This is a genomic window from Roseibium sp. (assembly GCF_965233565.1).
Lineage (GTDB): Bacteria > Pseudomonadota > Alphaproteobacteria > Rhizobiales > Stappiaceae > Roseibium.
In genome coordinates this window covers 2,207,992-2,229,851 of sequence record NZ_OZ247494.1, presented here as the reverse complement: position 1 = coordinate 2,229,851, position 21,860 = coordinate 2,207,992, and the positions used below count along the sequence as shown (strand labels likewise).

The window sequence follows — 21,860 nt, the reverse complement described above, 5'->3', positions numbered from 1 at the left end:
ATCGGTTCCAAGCGGCGGGTCAGTGTCAGGTTTTTGACAGACAATAGCTGATCTCGGCAGAAATCGTAGCGCATCTTGTTTGCGCTCCGTTAAACTGGGAAGCTCTGCCCGTTTTGCCTGATCTTCTAACCCAGACCGCCGGATCTGGTCATCAGACATTGTGCGGTCTGCGCAGGTCCAGGGTCAATGGAAACTCCGGATGCGGCCGTTCGGGTTCGGGCATGTAGAGGCCCGGTGTATGCCCGTGGGGCTCGAACCGCGCGAGACGCCGGGCTTCCGCTTCGTTGCCATTGACCGGAAACGTCTCGTAGTTGCGTCCGCCCGGATGGGCGACATGATAGACGCAGCCGCCAAGGGCCCGTCCGCTCCAGCGATCGAAGATGTCGAAGGTGAGCGGAGCATCGACAGGATGGACCGGATGCAGGGCCATGGCCGGTTGCCAGGCCTTGTAGCGCACGCCTGCCACGGAGACGCCGTTGGTTTCGGTCTTCTGCAAAGGCATCATGCGGCGATTGCAGGTGACCAGATAGCGGTCCGGGTCGCTGGTCGCAAGCTTGACCTGCAGCCGTTCCGTCGAACTGTCGGTATAGCGGACCGTCCCGCCGATCGCGCCGGTTTCCCCCAGAACATGCCAGGGTTCGAGTGCCTGGCGCAGTTCCAGATGAACACCGTCAACCTCGATCTCGCCGCAGAACGGAAAGCGGAATTCGCCCTGGGCCTTGAACCAGTCGGGACGCATCTGGAAACCGTGGTGGTCAAGGTCCTTCAGGACGTCCATGAAATCGGCCCAGACAAAATGCGGCAGCATGAAACGGTCATGCAGGGTCGTGCCCCAGCGGGTCAGGTCGCCGGAGAGCGGGTGTTGCCACAGCCGGGCGATCAGGGCGCGCAGAAGCAGCTGCTGGGCGAGGCTCATGCGCGGGTCCGGCGGCATTTCAAAGCCGCGGAATTCGACCAGACCGAGCCGGCCGGTTGGACCATCCGGAGAATAGAGCTTGTCGATGCAGATTTCCGCGCGGTGGGTATTGCCGGTGACATCGACCAGCAGATTGCGCAGGAGCCGGTCGACCAGCCAGGGGAAGGGCGTCGGGCCTTCCTGCGGGCGATGGATCTGCGACAGGGCGACCTCCAGCTCGTAAAGCCCGTCATGGCGGGCCTCGTCGATGCGCGGCGCCTGGGAGGTCGGACCGATGAACAGGCCGGAAAACAGGTAGGACAGGCTTGGATGGCGCTGCCAGTGCAGGATCAGACTGCGCAGCAGGTCGGGCCGGCGCAGGAACGGGCTGTCCAGGGGCGTTGCACCGCCCACCACGACGTGATTGCCGCCGCCGGTTCCGGTGTGCTTGCCGTCAATCATGAACTTGTCGGCGCCGAGCCGGGATTGCCTTGCGTCTTCATAAACCCCCTCGGTGATGGCAACGCAGTCCTGCCAGCTGGCCGCCGGGTGGATGTTGACCTCGACCACTCCCGGATCGGGGGCCACCCGGATGACATTCATGCGCGGGTCGGGCGGAGGCGGGTAGCCTTCGATATGAACCGGCAGGCCGAGTTTTCCCGCGGCGGCTTCCGCGACCGAGATAAGTTCCAGGTAATCCTCGATCCGTTCCACAGGCGGCATGAACACACAAAGCCGGCCATCGCGGGGTTCGATCGACATTGCGGTCCGGACAGCGGCGTCTCCCAACTCGCTCTCGGGCAGTGTCTGTTCGCGTCGGTCCTGTTGGGTCTCGCTGGCAGTGAAACGGGCAATGTCCTGGGCGCGATCCGGTTTCGGGCCGGCAGGAAACTCCGGCAGCGGGTCCCGCGGCACGGTCGGATCGGCGATATTGGTATAGGGATACTGGGCCGGACTCACATAGGGCAGAGATTCCAGCGGCAGGCGGTAACCGACCGGACTGTCGCCGGGAACCAGGAACAGCGCATTGCGGCGCAGCTTCCAGTGTTCGGAGCGCCAGCGGCGCTCTTCGCTTGACCGGGCCTGCCAGCGCTGCACCGGCAGAACATATCCGGCCGGCGTGGCAAGGCCACGGTCAAACACCCGGGCAATCCGGTGCCGCGCTTCCGCGTCTTCCAGCTCCGAGTTTTCCGGCGTAACGTTGGCAGGAAGATTGGCTTCTTTGATCATCCAGTGCGCCGGGTCTTCATAAGCGGGCACGACATGGTCCGGATCGATCTCCAACCGCTCTGCGATCGCTGTCATCAGGGCTTCAGCCTTGGCCGGGGTGGCGTCTGCGTCACCGCCCTCATCGGCAATCAGGTCCGGGTCATGCCAGATCGGCTTTTCGTCCCGGCGCCAGAAGAGAGAGAAGGTCCAGCGGGGGAGCGTTTCGCCCGGATACCATTTGCCCTGGCCGTAATGCAGGAACCCGCCGGGAGCGAACCGGTCGCGCAACTTGCGGATAAGCGTGTCCGCCTTCTGCCGTTTGGTGGGACCGACGGCATCCGTGTTCCATTCTGCCGCTTCAAAATCGTCGATGGATACGAAAGTCGGTTCGCCGCCCATGGTCAGGCGGACATCCTCCTGGCCCAGGATCCGGTCGACCTTTTCGCCCATCTGGTTCAGGGCCGCCCAGGCCTCGTCTGAAAAGGGCTTGGTGATGCGCGGGTGCTCTGCAACGCGCGCCACCTTCATGTCAAAGGCAAAATCCACATCGGCCTTGCTGGCCATGCCGACAATTGGGGCCGCATTGGCGTAATGCGGGGTCGCGGCAAGGGGAATGTGGCTCTCGCCGGTCAGCAGGCCCGAGGTCGGGTCCAGGCCGATCCAGCCGGCACCGGGCAAATAAACCTCGGCCCAGGCGTGAAGATCCGTGAAATCGTGATCCGTGCCGGACGGGCCGTCGAGGGCTTCCAGATCCGGTTTCAATTGAATGAGGTATCCGGACACGAACCGGGCGGCAAATCCGAGATGCCGGAGCGCCTGCACCAGAAGCCAGCTGGAATCCCGGCAGGAGCCAGTACCCTTTTCAAACGTTTCCTCGGGTGTCTGAACGCCCGGTTCCATGCGGATGACGTAGCCGACTTCCTGCGACACGCGCGCATTCAGCCCGACAATGAAATCCACGGTGCGCTGACTGTCCCTCGGCACCTTTTCCAGGAATGCCTTCATGCGAGGTCCGGTCGGGTCAAGGCGTCTGTAGATCTGGAGGTCTTCGCTGAGCTCGGGCGGATAGTCGAAAGGCCATTCCTCGGCGCTTTCCTCGATGAAGAAGTCGAACGGATTGTAGACCGTCATATCGGCGACCAGATCGACCTCGATCTTGAACTCGCGCACAGGCTCGGGGAAGACAAAGCGCGCCAGCCAGTTGCCGTAGGGGTCCTGTTGGTGATTGACGAAATGACCCGAGGGAGAAACTTTCAGGGAATGCGACAGCACACGTGTGCGGCTATGCGGTGCGGGACGGAGCCGGATGATCTGGGGGCTCAAGGTGACCGGCCGGTCGTAACGATAATGCGTAAGATGATAAATGCTTGCTCTTATGGACATTTTCTGGGCCCCGAACTGCTACCGGTCACATGCGGGCTCAGGGTTTCACAAAACTCGACCCGGCACCACGTCAATCTGTAGGCAATGACGGTGCGACAGGATCAACCGCCTCCCGTCACCTGTTTCGTGAATGACGGGAAACGTGGACGACCACTGCATTGCTAGTAATCGTCAGCTGTTCCTACTGATTTCGTTAAGCACTTTGCGACGGTTCCGCTCTATGATGCGGCTAGATATTTGACTTTGGTGTCGTGGAATTGCCAAATGAAAGCTGATTTTTGCAGGGCAGGCTGAACTCTGCTTGCGGGAAAGGTCGTGAACGGTTGGTGGAGCATGTTGTTTCGCAGCCTTTCGGGAAACCTGGTAAAGGCGAATAAACTAAATTGTGCGTAAGTGGCTGCGTCAACCGGTGATCTCAGCCAATGTCGCTAGTATGATGGCACAATTACCGCTTTCGGTTTGGAACACTCCCGTATCGAATGCGGGCCTGAGCGAAGGAATGCGATGATCGTCAGATTGGTGTGCATCTTCTGTTTCTGGATCGTCTCCTTTGCGGTCCAAGCTGCCGACTTTCGCGTCACCTTCATCAATCCCGGTGATCACCGCGGGTTTTGGGGTGAAGTCACGCGGACCATGGCGGCTGCCGCGTCTGACCTGAATGTCGACCTGGAAGTTTTGCATGCCGGCCGCCAACCCTACGAAATGGAAGCCCTGCTCGCCCGGCGTCTCGCGGAAGGCGATCTGCCGGACTATTTCATCCTGGTCAACGAGAACCAGTCTGCGGCGCGGTTGATGCAGCTGATGGACGGGCATGGAAGCAAAGTGCTCTTCCTGCTCAACAATCTTACCCCGAAGCAGAAAACGGAGCTTACGCGGCGCAACATCGATGTCGAGAAAGTCATTGCCTCTATCGTTCCAGACAATGAGACAGCCGGTTTTGATATGGCGGAAAGTCTCATCGAGACATCAAGACTGTTGCAGCCTGACAAGGATGAATTGAGACTGCTGGCCCTGACGGGCGACAGTGCCACACCAGCTGCGCTGCAGCGTGAACTGGGCATGATGCGCGCCGTGGCTGCACATCCACATGTCACGCTTTTGCATTCCATTCCCGTCAACTGGAGTGAGGACGAGGCCTACCGGCACACTAAGGCCGTTCTGTCCCGCACGACAGTGGATGTCGTCTGGGGCGCCAACGACGATCTGGCGATCGGAGCGCAAAGGGCTGCGGAGGAAGCCGGCCTGGTGGCCGGCAAGGACATCTTCTTCGCCGGGTTGAACTGGTCGAAGCGCGGCATGGAGGCCGTCAAGACATCCGGCATGACCATGAGCCATGGCGGTCATTTCTTCGCCGGAGCCTGGTCCGTCGTGATGCTGCGCGACCACTATTTCAGAGACGCACAGGGGGAGATCTTCGTGGACGTCCTGTTCAAGATGTCGCCGATCACGCCCGAGAATGTCGAGATGTATATGCAGCGTCTGGGCGATGGAGACTGGAACAAGATCGATTTCAGGCAGTTCTGCAAATCGCGTACGGGCAACAGCAATTATGATTTTTCGGCCGAGGCCATCCTTGAAGCCGCCGGGAGCTAGGGTGCCGACCCTAAGCCTTCCTGCCAAATAGCGCTGGTTGTTTGAGCGCACTCTGGTGGTTTTCCTAACTTCTTGAATTCTCTCCTATCCAACGCCCGCGTCAGGGCGTTATAGAAACCTGTCAAAGGGTCTGAAAGCACCCCAGGGGAGAGAGTGATGACTGACACAAGGGACAAGGACAGCGCCTATAATCCGGAAAGCGAAGGCGCAGAGATGCGCTTTGCCGACAAGATGTCCTATGGCGACTATCTCGGTCTGTCGCAGATCCTGTCGGCACAGGCGCCGCTTTCCACAGCGCCGGATGAATTGCTGTTCATCATCCAGCATCAGACCTCCGAACTCTGGATGAAGCTGATGCTTCACGAGCTGAATGCGGCGCGGGAGGCCATTTCCGAGGATCACATGCCCGAGGCCATGAAGTTGCTGGCACGGGTCAGCCGCATCATGGAGCAGCTCAATTCGGCCTGGGACGTGCTCAGGACGATGACACCGAGCGACTACACCCAGTTCCGCGATGCGCTCGGCATGTCTTCCGGCTTCCAGTCACTGCAATACCGTCTGATCGAATATGCGCTGGGTAACCGGAACCTTGCGATGGTGCGGCCGCATGACCATGATCCGGCGAGCGTTGCCCTGCTTGAGGCCGAACTGGCGCGGCCGAGCCTTTACCAGGTGGTGCTGGAATTTGCCCGCAGGCGCGGACTGACCGTACCGGAGGCGGTGACCGACACACCGGCAGCGGCGCCTCACACGGAAGTTCCGGAAATCATGGCCCTCTGGCAGACCGTCTATCAGGATCCGTCGGCACATTGGGCGCTCTATGAAGTCGGAGAAAAGCTGGTCGACCTGGAAGACTATTTCCGCCGTTGGCGCTTCAATCACGTGACCACGGTCGAGCGGGTGATCGGCTTCAAACGCGGCACCGGTGGAACCGGTGGCGTGAGCTATCTGAAGCGCATGCTCGAAGTCGAGCTCTTTCCCGAACTCTGGCACGTGCGCACCGCGCTCTGAGGCCCACGGAAGGTCGCCGGCCTTTGGACCAATTGCGTGTTTGCCATCTGCGCCAGTGCCGATAGAGTAACCCGCCAAGGGCTTGCAAGAAGGCTCGACGGGATTGTTAAGAGAGGGGATTTCCAATGTTCAAACAACTCGCTGCGGCGGCAAGTGTGCTCGCCCTTGTGACGGGCAGCGCGCTGGCCGAACCGGTCAAGGTCGGCATGATCACCACGCTCTCCGGCGGTGGCGCCGGTCTCGGCATCGATGTGCGCGATGGTTTTCTGCTTGCCGTGAAACAGGCCGGTAACGCCGACCTGGAAGTGATCGTCGAAGACGACCAGCGCAAGCCGGATATTGCCGTTCAGCTCGCCGACAAGATGGTGCAGTCGGAAAAGGTCGATGTTCTGACCGGGATCATCTGGTCGAACCTGGCGATGGCCGTGGTGCCGTCGGTCACCGCGCAGGGCAAGTTCTATCTTTCGCCCAATGCCGGCCCCTCCGCACTGGCGGGCAAGGGCTGTCATCCGAACTATTTCAATGTGGCCTGGCAGAACGACAATCTTCATGAGGCTGCCGGTGCTTATGCCAAGGACACCGGCTACAAGAACAGTTTCATCCTGGCGCCGAACTATCCGGCCGGCAAGGATGCCCTGACCGGTTACAAGCGGTTCTACGGCGGCGATCTTGCCGGCGAAATCTACACCAAGCTTGGACAGACGGATTATGCGGCCGAGCTTGCGCAGATCCGTGCGTCGGGTGCTGACAGCGTCTTCTTCTTTCTGCCCGGCGGTATGGGGATTTCCTTCCTGAAGCAATATGCCGACAGCGGCATCGATCTTCCGGTGGTCGGTCCGGCCTTTTCCTTCGATCAGGGCATTCTGCAGGCTGTCGGTGATGCGGCGCTCGGCGTGAAAAACACCAGCCAGTGGAACAAGGATCTCGACAACGACGCCAACAAGGCCTTCGTTGAAGCGTTCCAGGCCGAATATGGCCGTCTGCCGTCTCTCTATGCGTCGCAGGGCTACGACACGGCCAACCTGCTGCTGTCTGCGATGGCCAAGGCGGATGTGAAGGATGCAGATGCCTTCCGGGCAGCTTTGAAAGAAGCAGATTTCGCCTCCACGCGTGGCGATTTCAGCTTCGGTCCCAACCATCACCCGGTCCAGGACATTTATGTGCGTGAAGTGATCAAGGAAGGTGACGTCTACACCAACAAGATCATTGCCACCGGTCTGACCGGTCACTCGGATGCCTATGCAGCTGAGTGCAAGATGTAGGTCTTGCCGGTAGCGATCTTGAAGAACGGGAGGCGCGGCCGGAAGGCCGCGCCTTTTTTTATGGATCCGGAATACTCTCGGATTGGGTCACCGCGAATCCACCCAGACCTAGCCTCCGTCATTGCAGGGCTTGACCCTGCAATCCATGCCGTGGCGGTGCCGCAAGCAAGGTCGTGCGATTGGAAATGGAACGGCATGGATCCCATGGTCTAGCCATGGGATGACGAACACGAGGGGGCAGCGGATTTTGGTGCTCTTACCTCCGAAACGCGCCCGCCTCGATCATCTGCTGGAACATGTCTTCCATGGAGTCCTTGAATGGGCGGTAACTTGCGCCAAGAGTGCGTTTGCTCTTGGAATTGTCGGCGCGCCATTTGATGTCGACATTGTTGGTCACGAACTTGCGCGGAATGCCGCCGATGATCGGGCCGACGGCCCAGACGATCCATTTGGGCAGGGATTTGCGCGGTATGGGATAGCGGTCGCCATATTTTTCAAGCAACGACTTGCCGAGTTCCAGGAGGTTGGTGTTGTGGCCGGAGACGATGTGGCGTCCTTCCGCACTTTCCAGAAAGCCTGCAGCGACATGGGCCTTTGCAAGGTCGCGCACGTCAACGACACCCAGGCCGAGTTTGGGTGCACCGGGCTTCATGGTGCCGTCACCCATCTGGCGGACGATGTTGAAGCTCTCGGACGTCGGCTTGTCTGCAAGAGCAGGGCCGATGACCAGAGACGGGTTGACTGTCACCAGCTTGAACTGATCCTGGCCTTCGGCGATCTTCCAGGCTTCTTTCTCCGCCAGCGTCTTGGAATAACTGTAGGGCTGATAGGCGAGGGAGGCCGTCGTGTTCCAGATGTCTTCGGTCAGAACACCGCCGGGGGCCTTCTCGCAATCGATGGCGTCGGTGTAGATCGCGGCACAGGAACTGGTCACCACGACGCGTTGCACGCTTGGCGTCGCAGCTGCCGTTTCCAGCACGTTTCGTGTGCCCATGACGGCCGGGTCGATCAGTTCCTTCTGCGGGTCCTTGACATCAATCGTGAAGGGGGAGGCGGTGTGAAAAACCACCGCGCAGCCTCGCATGGCCTCTTCATAAGACCCCGGCTGAAGCAGATCTGCCTTGAAGAACCGGAGGGAGCCGGGCGTTTCATCCGCGATCCTGATCAGGTGGGCCAGTTTGTCGGTGGCGTCCGGATTGCGCACAGCGGCATGGACAGTCACGCCGGCTTCCAGAAGGTCTTTCACCAGCCACCCGGCGACATAGCCCGTGGCGCCCGTGACGAGAACCGGTGCATCGGTTGAAATCTTCATGATCATCTTGCTCCTGTCGCAACGCCGCCCCGGGTCGCCTCTTTCAGATACAGGCTTGGACAGACCGGTCAACGTTCTCATTGTTCCTGACCGATACCTAGTCAGGCTTGTGGTGCGCATCAAAGCGGATGGCGCCATTGCACTTGCAGATCGCGCCAAAAGCGAGTTGATCTCATTTTATTGCGATGCGACATTTGTGGCTGATTTTCGTTTTGCGCTGCAAAACGAAGCCAAATAGAAGTCAATTCGCATTTCAAATGAAAGAGTCGAAACCTGATTTCTGACTCCCTATCCTGTCAAATTTGTGCCACACTGAAGATGCTCAGGCGCTCAGATGACACTGAAATGACAGCTGATCATGCTAGGTCACATCTGAAAAAAGAAATAAAAATCAATAATATAAGACTCGTTTTGGCGGAGTCTGAAATCTACTAAAAAATTAGTTTGACATCATGGCGAGGCTGTGACTTTTTATCCGTAGCCGGATAGTCACGGCGAAATTATCTCACGGGAGGAGATGCAGATGCGTAAGTATCTACTCTCCGCAGTCGCAGCTGGTGCTGTGCTTGCGGGAGCAGGGTCCGCTTTTGCTGACGAAGCAGCGGCCAAAAAATGGATCGACCAGGAATTCCAGCCGTCCGTGCTGACCAAAGATGAGCAGCTTGCAGAAATGCAATGGTTCATCAACGCAGCACAGCCGTTCTCTGGAATGGAGATCAATGTTCTTTCCGAAGGCATTCCGACACACTCCTACGAGTCGGAAGTCCTGACCAAGGCCTTCGAAGAAATCACCGGTATCAAGGTCAACCACCAGATCCTCGGCGAGGGTGAAGTGGTGCAGGCCGTGCAGACCCAGATGCAGACCGGCCGGAACCTCTATGACGCCTATGTCAACGATTCCGACCTGATCGGCACCCATTCCCGTCTGCAGCTGGCCTACAACCTGACCGACTGGATGGAAGGCGCAGCCAAGGATGTCACCAACCCGGGTCTCGACCTCGGCGACTTCATGGGCACGCAGTTCACCACCGGCCCGGATGGTGACCTTTACCAGCTGCCCGATCAGCAGTTCGCGAACCTCTACTGGTTCCGCAAGGACTGGTTCGATCGCGAAGACCTGAAGACGGCCTTCAAGGAGAAATACGGCTACGACCTCGGCGTTCCGGTCAACTGGTCCGCTTATGAGGACATTGCCGAGTTCTTCTCCAAGGACGTCAAGGAAATCGACGGTGTCGCAATCTATGGTCACATGGATTACGGCAAGCGCGCACCGGATCTCGGCTGGCGCATGACCGATGCCTGGCTCTCCATGGCAGGTGCCGGCGACAAGGGTGAGCCGAACGGCATCCCGGTCGACGAATGGGGCATCCGCATGGAAGAAGGCACCTGTAACCCGGTAGGCGCTTCTGTCTCCCGCGGTGGTGCTGCCAACGGCCCGGCTGCTGTCTACGCGATCCGCAAATGGGACGAGTGGCTGCGCAACTACGCGCCTCCGGGTGCTGCCAGCTTCGACTTCTACCAGTCCCTGCCGGCGCTCAGCCAGGGCAACGTTGCCCAGCAGATCTTCTGGTACACCGCGTTCACCGCGGACATGGTGAAGCCGAAGTCGGAAGGCAACAACACCGTGGATGACGAAGGCACGCCGCTGTGGCGCATGGCTCCGTCCCCGCATGGTCCTTACTGGGAAGAAGGCCAGAAGGTCGGTTACCAGGACGTGGGTTCCTGGACCATCCTGAAGTCCACCCCGGAAGATCGTGCGAAAGCGGCCTGGCTCTATGCTCAGTTCGTGGTCTCCAAGACCGTCGACACCAAGAAGAGCCACGTTGGTCTGACCTTCATTCGCGACAGTACCGTCAACCACGAGTCCTTCACCGAGCGTGCAGGCAAACTCGGTGGCCTGGTCGAGTTCTACCGCTCGCCTGACCGCGTGGCCTGGTCCCCGACCGGCGTCAACGTTCCGGACTATCCGAAGCTGGCCCAGATCTGGTGGCAGCAGATCGGTGACGTGAACTCCGGCGCCTTCACGCCGCAGGAAGCGATGGACCGTCTGGCTGAAGAAATGGACATCGTCATGGCCCGCATGCAGCAGGCTGACGAACGCGCCAACGTCTATGGCGGTTGCGGTCCGCGTCTGAACGAAGAGTCCGATCCTCAGGAGTGGCTGAACAAGCCGGGTGCTCCGAAGGCCAAGCTCGACAACGAGAAGCCGCAGGGCGAGACCGTCAACTACGACGATCTGGTTGCGCGCTGGTCGCAAAACTAAGCCTTGAGCTGACCAAACCAACTGGACCGGGGCAAAGTCCCCGGTCCTTCACCGATCCGAAAGTGACGGGCCGCGACCGCACACAGGTTGCCTGATACGCCCAGTCCGGACGCGGGCAAGAACACAATGTCTCTAGAACTTAAAAACGTCAGCAAGCGCGTTGCAGGCATCACGCATGTCAAGGAAACGAGCCTGACGCTCCAACCCGGCCACTTCAATGTTCTCCTCGGAGAAACGGGCTCGGGCAAAACCTCGCTGATCAAGCTGATGGCCGGTCTCGACAGCCTGGCCTCCGGGCAGATCATCCTGAATGGCAAGGATGTGTCCCGCCTGTCGGCGCAAAAGCGCAACATCAGCCTGGTGCACCAGTTTTTCGTCAACTACCCGCATATGTCGGTCTATGACAACATCGCCTCGCCGCTGAAAGTCGCGGGTGTTGCCAAGTCGGAGATCGATGGCCGGGTGGAAGAAGCTGCGGCGATCTTGAAGCTGAAGCCTTATCTGAGCCGCAAACCGAACGAGCTCTCTGGTGGTCAGCAACAGCGCACGGCGCTCGCCCGCGCGATCGTCAAGGAAAGCGACGCGGTGTTCCTCGACGAGCCGCTGGCCAACCTGGATTACAAGCTGCGCGAAGAATTGCGCGATCAGCTGCCGGAACTCTTTGCCGGCCGCGGCGCCGTGGTGGTCTACGCCACCTCCGAACCGGAAGAAGCACTGCTGCTGGGCGGTCACACCGCACTGATGACCGACGGCAACGTGGTTCAGTTCGGCCCGACCGCCGACATCTACCGCCAGCCGAAGGATCTGGATGCGGCCAAGGTGTTCTCCAATCCGCCGATCAATACGGCGCCGGTCAACAAGCAGGGCGACACTGTTATCCTGACGGACGACATTCGCTGGAAGGCGTCGGATGCGGTCGCCAACCTGCGCGACGGCCCCTACACGCTGGCGATCCGGCCGCACCATGTGATGCCGGTGGAAAGTGAACATCACAGCGTGCGCCTTGAGGGCCACGTGCAAGTGACCGAACTCAGCGGCTCGGAAAGCAGCGCCCATTTCGACATGCACGGCCAGTCCTGGGTGTCGCTGTCGCCGGGTGTGCATCCCTATTTTGTCGGCGAGGTCCATACCTTCTATCTGGACCCGAGCCATTGTTTCTTCTTTGCGCCCAACGGCGACCTGGCGGCCTGAGGAGATAAGTCATGGCACAAATCAAACTCTCCAATCTGCGCCACAGCTATCGCCCGGATCCATCGAGCGATGCCGACTATGCGCTGAAAAAGATCGACCTGACCTGGGACGATGGCGGGGCCTACGCGCTGCTCGGACCGTCCGGCTGCGGCAAGTCCACGCTCCTCAACATCATCTCGGGCCTGCTGGTGCCGTCGGAAGGCAAGATCCTGTTCGACGATCAGGATGTGACCGCGTTGCCACCTGCCAAGCGCAACATTGCGCAGGTGTTCCAGTTCCCGGTCATCTACGACACGATGACGGTTTACGACAATCTGGCCTTCCCGCTGCGCAACCGCGGCCGGGATGAGGACATCGTCAAGCAGCGTGTCATGGCGATCGCGGAAATGCTGGAAGTCGAGAGCATGCTGGGAACGCGGGCGGCCAATCTGTCGCCTGACAACAAGCAGAAGATCTCCATGGGGCGCGGCCTCGTCCGGCAGGACGTCAATGTCGTCATGTTCGACGAGCCGCTCACCGTGATCGACCCGCACCTGAAGTGGAAGCTCCGCTCCAAGCTGAAAGAGCTGCATCAGCGGGTCAAGGCGACCATGATTTACGTGACGCACGACCAGACCGAAGCGCTCACCTTCGCCGATCAGGTGGTGGTGATGCAGGACGGCGAGATCGTGCAGATCGGCACGCCGGTCGAACTGTTCGAACGCCCTGCACACACGTTTGTCGGTCACTTCATCGGCTCACCGGGCATGAATGTCCTGCCGTGCGACGTGAAAGGTGGCGCCGCCTTCTTCGGCGGTGAGAAGGTCGATCTGGAAGGCGCTGTTCAAGGCTCCGGCGATGGCTCGGCCGAGATCGGCATCCGTCCGGAGTTTGTCTCGATCGCGTCCAATGGCTCCGGCGTTTCGGCAACGGTGCGCAAGGTCTCCGACATCGGCCGCCACAAGGTGGTCGAGGCCGTTGCACATGACCAGCGCATCCACGCGATCCTGGAAGGCGAAGCGCCCAGTCAGGGCGACGCCGTCAAGCTCGACTTCAAACAATCCCAGACCCGTCTTTACAAGGACGGCTGGCTGGCAAGCACGCCGGGAGGGGGTGCCTGATGAAAACGCAAAACCAACGCGCATGGCTGTTCGTCCTGCCGGTGCTTCTTCTGGTCGCCTTCAACGCGCTCATCCCGATGATGACCGTGGTGAACTACTCGGTCCAGGAAACCTTCGGCGACAACCTGTTCTTCTGGGAAGGCCTTGGCTGGTTCGAGCAGATCCTGCGCTCTGAACGCTTCCATGCGGCACTCGGACGCCAGCTCTTCTTCACCGTGATGATCCTGATCATCGAGGTGCCGCTCGGCGTCGCCATCGCGCTCGCCATGCCCAAGAAGGGCTTCTGGGTGCCGTTCTGCCTGATCACCATGGCTCTGCCGATGCTGATCCCGTGGAACGTGGTCGGCGCCATGTGGAACATCTTCACCCTGCCGGATATCGGGCTTCTGGGTTACTTCATGAACCACACTCTGGGCATTTCCTATGACATGACCCAGGACCCGGTGGCCGCCTGGGTGACCATCATCGTCATGGATGTCTGGCACTGGACGTCGCTGGTGGTTTTGCTTGCCTATGCCGGTCTCGTCTCGATCCCCAACGCCTATTATCAGGCGGCGGAAATCGACGGCGCGTCCAACTGGGCCGTGTTCCGCTTCATCCAGCTGCCGAAGATGAAAACGGTGCTGACCATTGCCGTGCTGCTGCGGTTCATGGACAGCTTCAACATCTACACCGAACCGTTCGTCCTGACCGGCGGCGGGCCCGGCAACTCCACGACGCTGCTCTCGATCGACCTTGTGAAGATCGCCCTTGGTCAGTTCGACCTTGGTCCTGCAGCCGCCATGTCCCTCATCTACTTCGCCATCACGCTGTTCGCCTCCTGGCTGTTCTACACGCTGATGACGATGAACGATAACAAGTCCTGAGGAGACCTATCATGCGACTGAAAAGCCTGGTCCCCATCCTCTATATTCTCTTCCTGATGCTGCCGATCTACTGGCTCGTCGCGATGAGTTTCAAGACCACCAACGAGATCCTGTCCGGGTTCACCCTGTTCCCGCAGACCTGGACCTTCGACAACTACATCGAGATCTTCACGGACCCGACCTGGTACTGGGGCTACATCAACTCGATCATTTACGTGACCATCAACACGGTGATTTCGATCACCGTGGCCCTGCCGGCGGCCTATGCCTTCTCCCGCTTCTCCTTTGTGGGTGACAAGCATCTGTTCTTCTGGCTGCTGACCAACCGCATGGCGCCGGCCGCCGTCTTCGCGCTGCCGTTCTTCCAGCTCTATTCGGCCGTCGGCCTGTTCGACACCCATCTGGCCGTTGCCCTGGCGCATTGTCTCTTCAACGTGCCGCTGGCGGTCTGGATCCTGGAAGGGTTCATGAGCGGGGTGCCGAAGGAACTGGACGAGACCGCCTATGTGGATGGCTATTCCTTCCCGCGGTTCTTCATGACCATCTTCCTGCCGGCCATCAAGTCCGGCGTCGGGGTCGCCGCGTTCTTCTGCTTCATGTTCTCCTGGGTGGAAATGCTGCTCTCCAAGACCCTGACAGCTGTTGAAGCCAAACCCATTGCCGCCGTGATGACCCGGACCGCTTCCTCCGCGGGCTATGAACTCGGGCTACTGGCGGCCGCCGGGACCCTGACCATCATTCCCGGCGCCATCGTCATCTACTTTGTCCGTAACTACATTGCCAAGGGCTTTGCCCTGGGGAGGGTCTGATGCTGGGATGGATGGCCTGGACCTGGCCGACAGCACTTCTGTTCGTCGGCATCTTTTCCGCGATCGGTTTCCTGACCGTGGTGGAACTCAAATATCCCGGTGGGCATGCCCGCAAGGGTGTCCTGGGACTGGAAACGACCCGCGGCGACCGCCTGTTCATGACCCTTCTGGGCACGGCCTATATCTTTCTGGCCTGGCTCGGTCTGATGGGTGAACCGCTCTGGTGGCCGCTGGCGATCAGCATCGGCTGGGGAGCATTCTGTTTCTGGAAAGTCTGACCTCATGCCGCGCTCCGGGATTTTCGGAGCGCGGCATCACCGTTTGCCAACTAAAGGAATAGTAATTTTCGCTGATCTGGTGCATGAATAGATGTCGCTAGCCAAATCCATTCCGAGACGAGCACAAGATTGTAATGAGAAAGCGTAAGAGCAACGAGTTTTTGACCGAAGTCGAACTGGAGTTCATGACCGAACTCTGGAAGCTCGGCGAAGGCTCCGTGCGGGATATCCTGGCAAACCTGCCACCCGAGCGCAAACTCGCCTACACATCCTGTGCCACCATCATGCGGATCCTGGATGAAAAGGGCTTTGTGGACAGCCGGAAAGAAGGCAAGACATTCATCTATTCCCCCCGGCTGACGCGCGACACCTACCAGTCCCGTTCTCTCAGAAACCTGTCGGACAAGCTGTTTGACGGCACGCCAGCCTCGCTGGTGGCCCGTCTGGTCGACGAATACGAACTATCGGGAGACGATCTGGAGGAAATCAGAGCGTTGCTGGACAGGAGGAGGACAGATGACGCTACTTAACCAGGTCTTCGATGTTTACATCGATCTGAACATCACGCTGGCCATGACCGCGCTGGTCTGGCTGAGCGTCAAGCTTCTGATGGCCCGTTTCGGAAACAAGCTCGATTTCAATATCCAGCTTGGCCTCCTGAACGGGCTGTTTGCCCTTATCCTGCTGTCTCCGCTTGCCGTGATCGGTTACCAGCACCTGCAGGCTGCCGCCATGGTTCCTGCGGTTCCGTCGGTCAATCTGTCCGACTACGCCGTCTCGCAATATCTGCGCGGCGGCATCGCCATTCCGGCGGAAGACTTCCAGTCCCTGCTCGGCCTGCGGGCCCGGGTCAGTGAGAACATCTTGACCCTTGCGCCCGGCATCGGCATCGGTGTTGCCGTGATGCTTTTCGCAGGCTTTGCCTGGTTCGCCGGCAAGCTGGTGCTTGGCTTCATGCGCCTCAACCGTCTTCTTGACGCCTGCCACACCTGGCGGCGTCAGGGCCGGGTTCACCTGCTTCTGTCAGACCACGCTCTGGTGCCGTTCTCGGCACGAGGCCTGTTCAATCACTATGTGGTGGTGCCGACAGAACTGTTGGCGGAACCTGAGGACCTGAAACTCGTGCTGAAGCACGAGTTTCAGCATCTGCGCCAGGGCGACGTGACCTGGGAGATCGGCCTTGAGATGCTGCGGCCGCTGTTCTTCTGGAACCCGTTCTTCTATGTCTGGAAATCGGAAGTGGAGCGTCTTCGCGAGCTTGCCTGTGACCAGAAAGTCGCCGAACATGCCCAGGTGGATCTCAAGTCCTATTGCATGTGCCTGCTCCGCGCCGCTCAGGCCGGTCTGAAAAAGCGCCAGACCCTCATTGCGCAGGGGCGGGCTGTCGGCGTGGCCGCCGTGGCGCTTCTGGAAGTCCAGGACCGTCTGCTGCGCCGCTCACCGGCGCAGAAGCTGCGTCGCCGTGTGGAGGCTCTTCTGGAGACCAACCGCATCCGGCCTCACTGGGGCCTGGTCGGCGTGGCGGTTCTGCCGATGATTGCACTGATTTTCCTGACCTCGCTGTCTCTGCAAAAGCCGGCTGACTGGAGCCATGATCGTCTGATGCTGTCGACGATCATCAATCTGGAACGCCTGGAAGTCCGCAACGACACGATGGCTCAGCTTGAATCCGTCAACACGTTTGGACAGCGCCCGTTGCGCTGACAGCACGCCAAGTTTTTCCGGGCGCCGCGGCGCCCGGTTTCATGTTGATATCCCTTTTCCGTCGTTGCGCTTTTAGCGTTTCTTTTTAGGTGGTTCGGAGCCAGGTGCAGACCTCCGGCACCCGTCCTGCCAGCGTTTCCGTACATCCTTTTGCTGCCCCTATTTTGCGCAGCTTGATCTGTCTCAAAGACCTTTTGCCGCATCTTTGGGAGCGTGGCCCCACTGAGATTTTTCACGAGTGGTGTGGCGCGTTTTCGATTTTTGCCGACGAACCGCTGCTCCGTTCAAATCGATTTAGCTCCGGTTAATCCCGGACAAATCATGAGGGAGATCACCATGCAGAACGGTCACGAGACCGGAAATGGTGTTGCCGCGCCGGGCTGTAACGTTGCGCCGGTGCCGGAAGGAGAAATCGAAGCTATCTGTGCGGCCTTCGGCAACGACAAGCATCGCATGCTGGATGTCCTGCGCGAGATCCAGGACCGGTACCGGTGCATTGCTCCCTCGACCATGGACCGGGTGGCCGCGGCAACCGACCTGACGCGGATCGAGGTCGAAGGCGTCGCCAGTTTCTACTCGTTCCTGTCCCTGACCCCGAAAGGCAGGGTCACGATCCGGCTATGTGACGATATCGTCGACCGTTACACCGGCCTTGAAGCGGTCACTGCCGTCTTCGAAGACGTCCTTGGCATCAAGGTCGGTGAAACCTCTTCCGACGGCGCCTTTTCGCTGGAAGTCACCCCCTGTATCGGCATGTGCGATCAGGCCCCTGCGGCGATGATCAATGATATCATCCTGACCAGGCTGACACCTGAGACGGCCCGGTCTGCCGCCGAAGCGCTCAAGGCCGGGCGTCCGGCAGAGCATCTTGTCAGCGAGCGTTTTGCCGCCCTGACACCGCATGAGCGGGCCCTGCACATGGTGGACAACAACATCCGCCACGCCGGCGAAGTTTTGCTTGGTCCGGTTCCCGAAGAGGCAGGCCTCAACAACGCTGTGTCCATGACACCGACGCAGATCATTACGGCGGTGGAAGAAAGTGGCCTCAGGGGCTGCGGTGGTGCCGGTTTCACGACCGGGCGCAAATGGCGGTTTGCGGCCAGCGAGCGGGCCGAGAAACACTACGTGATCTGCAACGCGGACGAAGGCGAGCCAGGCACCTTCAAGGACAGGGTGCTGCTCACCGAGCGGCCGCATCTGCTGATCGAAGGCATGACCATTGCCGCGCGGGCCGTGGGCGCCCGCCACGGCATACTCTATCTGCGCGGTGAGTATGTCTATCTGCGCGAGCTTCTGGAGCAGGTGCTGGAAGACCGGCGTCGCCGCGGTTTGCTGGGCGAGGGCATCCTGGGTGTCAAAGGCTTTGACTTTGACATTCGCCTGCAGCTCGGCGCCGGCGCTTACATCTGCGGTGAGGAGGGTGCCCTTATCAGTTCCTGCGAAGGGCTGCCGGGCGAGCCCAAGACCCGGCCTCCTTTCCCGGTCAACCGGGGCTATCTCGGCTATCCGACCGTGGTCAACAATGTGGAGACCTTCTGCCACGCCGCGCGCATCCTGGATCGCGGCGCCAAATGGTTCCACGACATGGGCACGGAGGGCTCTCACGGCACCAAGCTGTTTTCCATTTGTGGCGATTGCCTCAACCCGGGCATCTATGAGCTGCCTTATGGCTATACGGTCTGGGAGATGCTGGAGATGGTCGGCGCCGAGGATGCCGCAGCCGTACAAGTCGGCGGCCCGAGCGGCACCATGATCGCGCGTGACAGCTTCCACCGCAAACTCACCTTCGACGATCTGGCCACCGGTGGCGCGATCATCGTCTTCAACGGCGAACGCAACATCCTCGAGATCGTCGAGTACTACATGTCCTTCTTCGTGCATGAGAGCTGCGGCTACTGCACGCCCTGCCGGGTCGGCAATGTCTTCCTGCAAAAAGCCATCCAGAAGTTCCGCAAGGGGCTCGCCAATCCGGAAGACATTGACTATCTGAAGGATCTCTCCGGCACGATCATCGAGACCAGCCGCTGCGGTCTCGGCATGACCTCGCCCAACCCGATCCTCACCACCTTGCAGAATTTTCCGCTGGTCTATTCGGTTGTCTCCAAGCCGAGCAAGGATGGCATTCGCGACACGTTCGACATTCAGTCGGCCATCGATGGCGCACGCAAGATCGCCAAGCGCCGTTCCTACATCTTCGACAAGGATTTCACGCAATGAGCGGGACGAAGAAAGAGACGGGCTTCACCTTCACCATCGACGGGGTCGAGGTCACCGCATATGCCGGCCAGACCATCATGGAAGCAGCCGACGAGGCCGGGGTTTATATCCCGCGTCTGTGCGATCATGAAGGCCTGCGTCATCAGGGCAGCTGCCGGGTCTGCACGGTGAAGGCCGGCGGTCGCAGCGTGGCCGCCTGCACCCAGCCGGCAGCCCCCGGTCAAGCCGTTGAAAACGAGACGCCGCATCTCACGAAGATGCGCCGGGATCTGGTGGAAATGCTGTTCCATGAGGGCAATCACCTCTGCCCGATCTGCGAGGCCAGCGGCAATTGCGAATTGCAGGCCATGGCCTATCGGCTCGACATGACGGAGGCAACGAAGTTTCCGTATCTGGAACCCTGCCGGGCGCTGGATGCCTCCCATCCGGATATCGCGCTCGATACCAACCGTTGCATCAGTTGCGGCCGCTGTATCCGGGCCTCCCAGGATGTCGATGGCAAGGGCATCTTTGGCTATGTCGGCCGCGGCATTCATCGCCGGGTCGCGGTCAATGGCGAGAACCTGGCCGATACGGATGCAGCGGCTGCCGACCACGCCATGAGCGCGGAAGTCTGCCCCGTTGGCTGCATCATCCGGAAGCGGGTCGGCTTCAGTGTTCCGATCGGCGAACGCGAGTTCGACAAGGGCCTGATCGGTCACGAGATTGAGGAGAAGCGCAAATGAGCGAGCTTCCCAAGGCAAGAATCGCGACGGCCTCTCTGGCCGGCTGTTTTGGCTGCCACATGGCAATCCTCGACATCGATGAGCGGCTGATCGAACTGATGAAACTGGTCGATGTCGACCGCTCGCCGCTGACCGACAAGAAGCGTTTCACCCAGCGCTGCGACATCGGCATCATCGAGGGCGGCTGCTGCAACGAGGAAAACGTGCATGTTTTGCATGACTTCCGCCGCAATTGCGATGTCCTGATTGCCCTTGGTCAGTGTGCGATCATGGGCGGCTTGCCGGCCATGCGCAACGCGATCATGCATTCGGACGCACCGCTCAGGGAATGTCTGGACGAGGCCTATATCACCGGCAAATACATCCGCAACACGACCCACAACGTGCCCAACGACCCGGCGCTGCCGCTCTTGCTGGACGAGGTCTATCCATGTTCGCAGGTGGTGGAGATCGACTACCAGATCCCGGGATGCGCGCCGAGCGGCGACATCATTTTCGACACGCTTGCCAAGCTGCTGACCGGAAAGTTCCGGGGCTTCGAGCGCGACATGATCAAGTTTGACTGAGGCGGGATACCGAGATGAGCGAACCCAGACTGATAGAAATTTCGCCGGTCACCCGCGTTGAGGGCCATGGCAAGGTCACCATTCACCTGAATGCCGAAAACGAGGTCGACGAGGCCCGGCTGCACATTGTCGAATTCCGGGGTTTCGAGCGGTTCATTCGTGGCCGGCTGATGTGGGAAGTGCCGGTGATCGTGCAGCGGCTTTGCGGCATCTGTCCGGTCAGCCACCATCTGGCGGCCGCCAAGGCCATGGACATGATCGCGGGCGTCGATCAGCTGACGCCGACAGGCGAGAAGATGCGCCGACTGATGCATTACGGTCAGGTGATGCAGTCGCATGTCCTTCATTTCTTTCATCTGGCTGCGCCGGATCTTCTGTTCGGCTTTGGCGCGCCGGCCGAAAAGCGCAACATCTTCGAGGTGATCAAGGAACAGCCGGAACTGGGCAAGCGCGCGGTTCTCATGCGCAAATACGGCCAGGAGATCATCGAGGCGACGGCCGGTAAAAAGATCCATGGCACCGGCGCCATTCCGGGCGGCATCAACCGCAACCTGCCGATCGAGCGGCGGGACCATTTCCTGTCGACGATTGACGAGATGATCGAATGGTCCCTGGACGCCGTGAAACTGGCGCGCGACTACACGTTGGAGCACGAGGATGTTGTTGCAGATTTCGGCTCTTTCCCGTCCAACTACATGTCCCTGGTGCGTGAAAGCGATGGCGCACTTGATCTCTATCACGGCAATCTGAGGGCGCTCAGTTCCATTGGGGACACGATCTTCGACCAGGTTCCCTATACGCGCTATCACGAGCTGATCGTCGAAGATGTGCGGTCCTGGTCCTACATGAAATTCCCGTACATCACCGAGCTTGGGCCGGAGGCCGGCTGGTATAGGGTCGGGCCGCTTGCCCGGATGAATACGGCCAGCTTCATCGACACGCCCCTGGCGGACGCCGCACACAAGGACCTGAAAGCCGTGACAAGCGGCTCGCCGAACAACTCAACGCTGGCGAACCACTGGGCGCGCATGATCGAGGTGCTGCACTGTGTCGAAAAAATCCGGGAACTTCTGAATGATCCGGACCTGCAGGGCGCTGATCTGATCGCCACAGGCGACCGGCGCGAGGAAGGCATCGGCGTGATCGAAGCGCCGCGCGGCAATCTGATCCATCACTACAAGGTCGATAAAAATGACCAGGTGACCTATTGCAACCTGATCGTCTCCACGACACACAACAATGAGGGCATGAACCGGGCGGTGAAGGACGTTGCGGTCAAGCATCTCTCGGGTCAGGAGCAGATCACGGAAGGCATGCTCAACCATGTTGAAGTAGCGATCCGCGCCTATGACCCGTGCCTTTCCTGCGCCACCCACGCCCTGGGGCAGATGCCGCTGCAGGTGGAGCTGTTCGACGCGGACGGCGGTCTGGTCGACAGTCGCGCGCAGTGTATCTGAGTTTGCTGAGGGGCTTGCG

At 59.8% G+C, this 21,860-nt stretch carries 18 protein-coding genes; 16 read left to right on the top strand and 2 right to left on the bottom strand.

Annotated elements, in window-relative coordinates:
* Window positions 1-151: 151 nt before the first annotated feature.
* Window positions 152-3,487 (bottom strand): DUF2126 domain-containing protein, encoded by a 3,336-nt coding sequence (locus ACO6TG_RS10240; RefSeq protein WP_422378080.1) that lies wholly within the window; start codon window positions 3,485-3,487, stop codon window positions 152-154.
* A 504-nt stretch (window positions 3,488-3,991) separates the two neighbouring features.
* Here ACO6TG_RS10240 and ACO6TG_RS10235 point away from each other — a divergent pair.
* The 3 genes from ACO6TG_RS10235 (at window position 3,992) to ACO6TG_RS10225 (ending at window position 7,353) form a co-directional block, all read left to right on the top strand.
* Window positions 3,992-5,080 (top strand): ABC transporter substrate-binding protein, encoded by a 1,089-nt coding sequence (locus ACO6TG_RS10235; RefSeq protein ID WP_422378079.1) that lies wholly within the window; start codon window positions 3,992-3,994, stop codon window positions 5,078-5,080.
* A gap of 156 nt (window positions 5,081-5,236) precedes the next feature.
* Window positions 5,237-6,091: a tryptophan 2,3-dioxygenase gene (gene kynA, locus ACO6TG_RS10230; RefSeq protein WP_422378078.1), complete on the top strand. Its 855-nt coding sequence runs from the start codon at window positions 5,237-5,239 to the stop codon at window positions 6,089-6,091.
* Window positions 6,092-6,216: 125 nt separating this feature from the next.
* Window positions 6,217-7,353, top strand: coding sequence for an ABC transporter substrate-binding protein (locus ACO6TG_RS10225; protein ID WP_422378077.1), 1,137 nt, complete (start codon window positions 6,217-6,219; stop codon window positions 7,351-7,353).
* A gap of 256 nt (window positions 7,354-7,609) precedes the next feature.
* Here the strand turns inward: ACO6TG_RS10225 and ACO6TG_RS10220 are convergent, their stop codons facing one another.
* Window positions 7,610-8,665, bottom strand: a complete 1,056-nt coding sequence (locus ACO6TG_RS10220) for an NAD-dependent epimerase/dehydratase family protein (RefSeq protein WP_422378076.1) — start codon at window positions 8,663-8,665, stop codon at window positions 7,610-7,612.
* On the opposite strand from ACO6TG_RS10220, the gene ACO6TG_RS10215 reads away from it, so the two are divergent.
* The 13 genes from ACO6TG_RS10215 to ACO6TG_RS10155 all read left to right on the top strand — a co-directional run bounded on the left by ACO6TG_RS10215 (window position 8,664) and on the right by ACO6TG_RS10155 (window position 21,841).
* Window positions 8,664-8,903, top strand: coding sequence for a hypothetical protein (locus ACO6TG_RS10215; protein WP_422378075.1), 240 nt, complete (start codon window positions 8,664-8,666; stop codon window positions 8,901-8,903). The genes ACO6TG_RS10220 and ACO6TG_RS10215 overlap by 2 nt on opposite strands.
* 285 nt (window positions 8,904-9,188) lie before the next feature.
* Entirely contained in the window at window positions 9,189-10,928 is a 1,740-nt protein-coding gene (locus ACO6TG_RS10210) for an ABC transporter substrate-binding protein (protein WP_094074769.1), read from the top strand.
* Window positions 10,929-11,054: 126 nt separating this feature from the next.
* Complete coding sequence (locus tag ACO6TG_RS10205) at window positions 11,055-12,119, top strand: ABC transporter ATP-binding protein (RefSeq protein WP_422378074.1); 1,065 nt, start codon at window positions 11,055-11,057, stop codon at window positions 12,117-12,119.
* 11 nt (window positions 12,120-12,130) lie between these two features.
* Window positions 12,131-13,219, top strand: a complete 1,089-nt coding sequence (locus ACO6TG_RS10200) for an ABC transporter ATP-binding protein (protein ID WP_422378073.1) — start codon at window positions 12,131-12,133, stop codon at window positions 13,217-13,219.
* Complete coding sequence (locus tag ACO6TG_RS10195; RefSeq protein ID WP_208988965.1) at window positions 13,216-14,085, top strand: carbohydrate ABC transporter permease; 870 nt, start codon at window positions 13,216-13,218, stop codon at window positions 14,083-14,085. The genes ACO6TG_RS10200 and ACO6TG_RS10195 overlap by 4 nt, the downstream gene beginning before the upstream one ends.
* A gap of 11 nt (window positions 14,086-14,096) precedes the next feature.
* Entirely contained in the window at window positions 14,097-14,894 is a 798-nt protein-coding gene (locus ACO6TG_RS10190; RefSeq protein ID WP_094072295.1) for a carbohydrate ABC transporter permease, read from the top strand.
* Complete coding sequence (locus ACO6TG_RS10185; RefSeq protein ID WP_094072294.1) at window positions 14,894-15,172, top strand: DUF2160 domain-containing protein; 279 nt, start codon at window positions 14,894-14,896, stop codon at window positions 15,170-15,172. The genes ACO6TG_RS10190 and ACO6TG_RS10185 overlap by 1 nt, the downstream gene beginning before the upstream one ends.
* Before the next feature lie 134 nt (window positions 15,173-15,306).
* Window positions 15,307-15,702 carry a BlaI/MecI/CopY family transcriptional regulator gene (locus ACO6TG_RS10180; protein ID WP_094072293.1) on the top strand — a complete coding sequence of 132 codons (396 nt, stop codon included), beginning with the start codon at window positions 15,307-15,309 and terminating at the stop codon, window positions 15,700-15,702.
* A complete protein-coding gene (locus ACO6TG_RS10175) occupies window positions 15,689-16,876 on the top strand; it encodes a M56 family metallopeptidase (RefSeq protein WP_422378072.1) in 1,188 nt (395 codons plus the stop codon). The genes ACO6TG_RS10180 and ACO6TG_RS10175 overlap by 14 nt, the downstream gene beginning before the upstream one ends.
* A 321-nt stretch (window positions 16,877-17,197) precedes the next feature.
* Window positions 17,198-19,093, top strand: coding sequence for an NAD(P)H-dependent oxidoreductase subunit E (locus tag ACO6TG_RS10170; RefSeq protein WP_422378071.1), 1,896 nt, complete (start codon window positions 17,198-17,200; stop codon window positions 19,091-19,093).
* The gene (locus ACO6TG_RS10165) at window positions 19,090-19,818 is read left to right on the top strand and encodes a 2Fe-2S iron-sulfur cluster-binding protein (RefSeq protein ID WP_094072291.1); all 729 of its coding nucleotides are present in this window, start codon (window positions 19,090-19,092) and stop codon (window positions 19,816-19,818) included. Before ACO6TG_RS10170 ends, ACO6TG_RS10165 begins: the two co-directional genes overlap by 4 nt.
* Window positions 19,815-20,384 carry an NADP oxidoreductase gene (locus ACO6TG_RS10160; protein ID WP_094072290.1) on the top strand — a complete coding sequence of 190 codons (570 nt, stop codon included), beginning with the start codon at window positions 19,815-19,817 and terminating at the stop codon, window positions 20,382-20,384. Before ACO6TG_RS10165 ends, ACO6TG_RS10160 begins: the two co-directional genes overlap by 4 nt.
* A gap of 14 nt (window positions 20,385-20,398) precedes the next feature.
* Window positions 20,399-21,841, top strand: coding sequence for a Ni/Fe hydrogenase subunit alpha (locus ACO6TG_RS10155; protein WP_422378070.1), 1,443 nt, complete (start codon window positions 20,399-20,401; stop codon window positions 21,839-21,841).
* Window positions 21,842-21,860 lie beyond the last annotated feature (19 nt).